A 5,282-nucleotide genomic window follows, 5' to 3' on the forward strand; every position below is an offset into this window, starting at 1 on the left:
GGGATATAACCGAGAATCTTCGGTTTAAAGAATATCAAATTTTCAAAGATTCATTTAGCAGGAAAAATATATATTTTGGGGTTATTTGGGAAGAAGATAAACAAAGACGGCTATATGAGTTATGCAAGAATACAGACCAAAGTGGCATCGTATATGTACGCAGTAGAAGAATGGCACAAGTAATAGCTGCTTTTTTGAACAAAAAAAACATTTCTGCTACCTTCTATCACGGAGGTATTCCAAAAGAAGAGAAGGAGAAGAAACTAAATTTATGGCTCGATAATAAGGTAAGAATCATGGTGGCTACGAATGCTTTTGGAATGGGTATTGACAAAGCTGATGTTTCTTTGGTAATTCATTATCAAATTCCGGAAAGTCTTGAGAATTATTATCAGGAAGCTGGTAGAGCAGGCAGAAATGGTTTGCCCGCGAAAGCCGTAATGATAACGAACAAAGACGATGAATTACAACTTAAAAACCAATTTTTAAAGGTATTACCCGATGTCAAATTTTTGAAATTACTTTACAATAAACTAAATAATTATTTTCAAATACCTTATGGAACGCTGAGTGAAGAAATATTTCAGTTTCGATTTGAAGAGTTCTGTCACCTTTATAAGCTTAATTCACCAATGGCATATAATGGATTACGAATTCTTGATCAGAATTCGGTGATATCTTTATCACAAAGTTTCTCCCGTAAAACAACCGTACAATTTTTATTTTCTAAAAACGATCTTATAGATTATTTGGAAAGACACCAGAGTATCGCACCATTTGTGCAAACTATTTTAAGGACTTATGGAGGGATTTTTGATTTTGAAACAAAAATAAATACGTTTTTAATTTCGAAAAAAACTTCACTTTCAGAAGAAAAAATATTAGATGATCTTGCACAACTGGATAAAGATAAGGTCATAAGCCTAAAAGCAAGGAATAGAGATCTGGAGCTTGTTTTCCTGGTGCCAAGGGAAGATGACCTGACAATTAATAATTTTTCCAAAAAAGTAGAAATGCAGTTGCAAACAAAGATTGACAACGTAGATAGTATGCTTGCTTATGTAAAAAATGACAAGTTGTGCAGAAATCACCAACTGCTATCGTATTTCGGTGAAAAAACAGATCAACCCTGTAATAATTGCGATGTTTGCAATAACCCAAAGAAACTTGATCGCAGCAGCCTTCTTGACATTAAAAGTGACATACTTGAATTATTGGAATCCAAACAAAGTAGTTCTAGAGACATTATCCGGGAATTACCACAAAATGAACTCTTGATATTAAAAACACTTCAAATGTTGCTTGAGGATGGTAAAATAAATATTAATTCAAAAAATGAATATATCCTGCAAAAATGAGAAACTTGAGAATAGTATTTATGGGCACTCCGGAATTTGCTGTCGCTACCTTAGATATGCTGGTTCAAAAGGGCTATAAGGTTGTAGGAGTAATTACGGCACCAGACAAACCGGCAGGGAGAGGTCGAAAAATACATGAATCTTCCGTTAAACAATATGCAAAAAAAGCCGGCCTCTATATAATGCAGCCAACTAATTTAAAGGATAAGGAATTTCTTGACGATTTAAGGGGGTTAAAGGCTAACCTTCAAATTGTGGTCGCATTTAGAATGTTGCCAAAACAAGTATGGTCCATGCCCGAATATGGCACATTTAATCTTCATGCCTCATTATTACCTGACTATAGAGGAGCGGCCCCTATAAACTGGGCAATAATTAACGGGGAAAAGAAAACGGGTGTTACTACATTTTTTATCGATGAGAAAATAGATACCGGAGAACTTATTCTGCAAGAAGCAACCGAGATTAAACCAGAAGATACTGCAGGAGATCTGCACGATAATTTAATGGCTCTGGGAGCAGAATTAGTTTTAAAGACGGTATCACTTATTGAAAACAACCAGGTTGTAACACAAAAACAACCCCTGGACAGCAAATTTAAAACTGCTGATAAAATCAATAAGGAAATCTGCAAAATAAATTGGGAAAAATCAGCAGAGAAAATATACAATCATATCAGAGGCCTAAGTCCATTCCCTGGCGCATGGTCTATTTTGAACAACGACGAAGAATTAATTGTTATCAAAATATACAAAGCTAAATGGGAAAAGGAAAAGCATAATTTTAAACCCGGAACTATTCATTTTACTAAAAAGGAGTTAAAAGTAGCCTCCTCCGGAGGTTATGTTTACCTGACGGAATTACAATTACCTGGTAAACGAAAGATGGCTGTTATTGATGTTTTAAATGGACTTAAAATCAAAGAATCTGCCTATTTGATCTAAAGTCCCATTATCATTGGGCTGGGAGAATCACCCAAAAAAGCCCAACTTTATCAACAAACGTTTTAAGTTATCAACAAAAACGTTGATTTACCCCAGTTTTACTTGTCTTAACCGCAAATCCGTATAAATTTGTTTAAGCTTAAAATTATTTAACAACAATTAATTTAATTAAATTATGAACAAAACAGAATTAATTGATGCCATGGCAGCTAGTGCAGGCATCACTAAAGCAGCGGCAAAAAAGGCATTAGAGTCTTTCTTAGGGAATGTAGAAGGATCTCTTAAGAAAGGGAATAGAGTATCTCTAGTAGGTTTTGGATCTTGGTCTGTGTCTAGAAGAAATGCCAGAGAAGGCAGAAACCCTTCAACTGGAAAGACTATACAAATTGCAGCTAAGAATGTAGTTAAGTTTAAAGCAGGTTCTGATTTAAGCAGTTCTGTAAACTAGTCCATCCTTTTAAAATATATGAAAGCGCCTCAAAACTGAGGCGCTTTTTTAATTTATAGCGATTTTTGTTATTTACAGGATTTATCTTATTTTTAAAAGTATTAAAAAAGCTATGATAAGTTTAAAACCGAAAAAAGGGAAACTGCTAATTGCAGAACCTACGCTTACAGGAGATGTTTCTTTCAACAGATCTGTTGTTCTTTTAGCGGAGCATAATGATGAAGGTTCGGTAGGATTTATTCTTAACAAACCGCTGAATTATGATATTAGTGATCTTATTGAAGATATAAATGTGCCGTTTCAGGTATTTAACGGAGGTCCTGTAGAACAAGACAATCTATATTTTATTCACAAAGTACCTCACCTTATTGATAATAGTATTGAAATATCAGATGGAATCTTTTGGGGCGGTGATTTTGAAAAAACGATAGCACTCATCAATCAAAAGGTAATAACCGATACAGACATACGGTTTTTTCTCGGGTATTCGGGATGGTCTTCACTTCAGCTTGATCAGGAACTGGATTCAAAATCCTGGATCGTAGTAAAGAATGAATATGAGAGCAATATCATTCAAAAATCTACCTTAGCTTTCTGGAAAGAAAAAATGATGGAACTTGGTGGCGATTATTTATTATGGTCCAATGCTCCGGAAAATCCAAGTCTTAATTAAACCTTGCGGCGGCATTTAGCTTACCTAAAATATCTTTAGCCACTTTATTTTCATAGGTTTTCTTACGATATTTTGTAATTGGTTGTATTCCCACAACACTGTTTGTAATGAATAATTCATCGGCCTGCTGAAGTTCAAATGGGGAAACAGATATTTCCTGGCATTCGTAGGTGTCAATTTTGTTGAGAATATCCAATATTTTTTTTCGAACTATCCCTTTAATACAGCCATCTTCTGCAGGTGGCGTTTTTATTACCTTATCTTTAACTAGAAAAAAATTCCCGTTAAGTGCCCCAACTATCGACTTGGATTCATTTAACAGCAAACAATTATTATACCCATTCTCTTTTGCATAAACACTGCCCACAACATTCAGGATTCTGTTGGTTGTTTTAAGATTGGAAAGCATGTTTTTACTTAATGAATAATCTTTAAATAATTCTACCTCATAACTGTCTTCATTTAAAATATAATAGGGATTTGCCAAAATATCTGAATCAATAATATAAGATACTTCATTACTTTCCGGTTCATAAGAGCCCCCATTATTCCTGTATACTGTAATCCTGATCACAGCTGAAGTAGTATCCACTCCTGTCGGTAACACCATTAATATTTGCTCCTCCAAAAACTCCATGGTAAAAGACATGGGGATCTCCATTCTTAATATTCGCATAGAGGACATTAGACTTAAATAATGATCTTCCCAAAAAATGACCTTCCCGTTTACTACCCTAAGTGTTTCAAAAAGGGCATCACCATATAGTAATCCTCTGTTCTTGCTATTCAGATAGAGTTCTTGATCATCTACTATTTGTCCATTGAAATTAACCATAAAAAAAGCCTTGATAAATCAAGGCCAAATATACTGTTAATAATAATTTTATATTATTTGGAACCCAATATTTGTTTAAGATCAGATACCTGGTTTGTCCATAACATTTTTGCTTCATCAATTTCATCTTCTTCCGCAAAATCTGTTATAAAAAGAGAGACATCCTTAGTAATTTCATCAACAATAATCCGCATCTCAAAAAAACTATCATCCTCATTTTCTTCCCATTTAAACTTTATGAATTCGTCACTTTTCTTTTTTAGGAGTTTGGCCTGCTCTTCAGATCCATCCCATATGAAGTTGAATGTTTCACCACGCGAATTTACATTGTCTGCAAACCATTCAGACAGTCCCGATGGCGTTGATAGATACTGGTATAACAACTGGGGCGAAGACTGTATTACAAACTCTATTTCGAATTTTATTTTATCATTCATTCCACGACATATTTATGTTGGACAATATATATATTTATATATGATAAAAAAATAAAACAGTCATATTAATTTTGATGAATGAATTTTGACGAACAAGAAATTAACCTTTATATTTGCAGCCATTTTAAAACCTTTGGCGAGGTAGCTCAGGTGGTTAGAGCGCAGGATTCATAACCCTGAGGTCGGGAGTTCAAGTCTCCCTCTCGCTACTTTAAAACTAAGGAATCTCAGAAATTGGGGTTCCTTCTTTTTTTAACTACTACAAATAAGAACTTGGTTAACAAACATAAATTATTAATAACGAATATAGATCTGCAATGAATAGTTGGTAATTGCGTACTTCGAAAAAGAAGAATTTGCGGATAATAATATTTTACCTTAATCTCTAAGACATTCAAGGAAATGGATAGAATGGGTTTGATATAATTTGAACAAAAACTTCTCATTTTCTTTATTTTGATAAGTCACATTAGACAAATCCGGGAGGTTCAGAGCCAGGAGTAAAATTTAAATCTATAAATCCTCATTTGTCTAATTTATCTAATTCAATTGATTAGAACTGTACTTAACATTGTATAACAATAGCC

6 protein-coding genes and 1 tRNA gene are annotated in these 5,282 nt (G+C 33.9%); 5 read left to right on the forward strand and 2 right to left on the reverse strand.

Annotated features, from left to right (window positions below):
- The 4 genes from WBN20_RS16535 to WBN20_RS16550 form a co-directional block, all read left to right on the forward strand.
- Nucleotides 1-1,358: helicase-related protein (locus WBN20_RS16535; protein ID WP_424282484.1), on the forward strand; the 1,358-nt coding region annotated here is incomplete at its 5' end.
- Nucleotides 1,355-2,302: a methionyl-tRNA formyltransferase gene (fmt, locus tag WBN20_RS16540; protein ID WP_424282485.1), complete on the forward strand. Its 948-nt coding sequence runs from the start codon at nt 1,355-1,357 to the stop codon at nt 2,300-2,302. The genes WBN20_RS16535 and fmt, both read left to right, overlap by 4 nt.
- Before the next feature lie 175 nt (nt 2,303-2,477).
- Nucleotides 2,478-2,750, forward strand: a complete 273-nt coding sequence (locus tag WBN20_RS16545) for an HU family DNA-binding protein (protein WP_297706983.1) — start codon at nt 2,478-2,480, stop codon at nt 2,748-2,750.
- 112 nt (nt 2,751-2,862) lie between these two features.
- Nucleotides 2,863-3,423 (forward strand): YqgE/AlgH family protein, encoded by a 561-nt coding sequence (locus tag WBN20_RS16550; RefSeq protein ID WP_424273404.1) that lies wholly within the window; start codon nt 2,863-2,865, stop codon nt 3,421-3,423.
- Here the strand turns inward: WBN20_RS16550 and WBN20_RS16555 are convergent.
- The gene (locus tag WBN20_RS16555) at nt 3,416-4,258 is read right to left on the reverse strand and encodes an aminotransferase class IV (protein ID WP_424282486.1); all 843 of its coding nucleotides are present in this window, start codon (nt 4,256-4,258) and stop codon (nt 3,416-3,418) included. The two genes, WBN20_RS16550 and WBN20_RS16555, sit on opposite strands and share 8 nt — an antisense overlap.
- Before the next feature lie 53 nt (nt 4,259-4,311).
- Nucleotides 4,312-4,695, reverse strand: coding sequence for an START-like domain-containing protein (locus WBN20_RS16560; RefSeq protein WP_424273406.1), 384 nt, complete (start codon nt 4,693-4,695; stop codon nt 4,312-4,314).
- A 135-nt stretch (nt 4,696-4,830) separates the two neighbouring features.
- Between WBN20_RS16560 and WBN20_RS16565 the strand changes: the two genes are divergently transcribed.
- A tRNA-Met gene (locus tag WBN20_RS16565) sits at nt 4,831-4,904 on the forward strand.
- Nucleotides 4,905-5,282 lie beyond the last annotated feature (378 nt).

It is taken from the genome of Eudoraea sp. (assembly GCF_049665975.1).
In the GTDB taxonomy this organism is placed as follows: Bacteria; Bacteroidota; Bacteroidia; order Flavobacteriales; family Flavobacteriaceae; genus Eudoraea.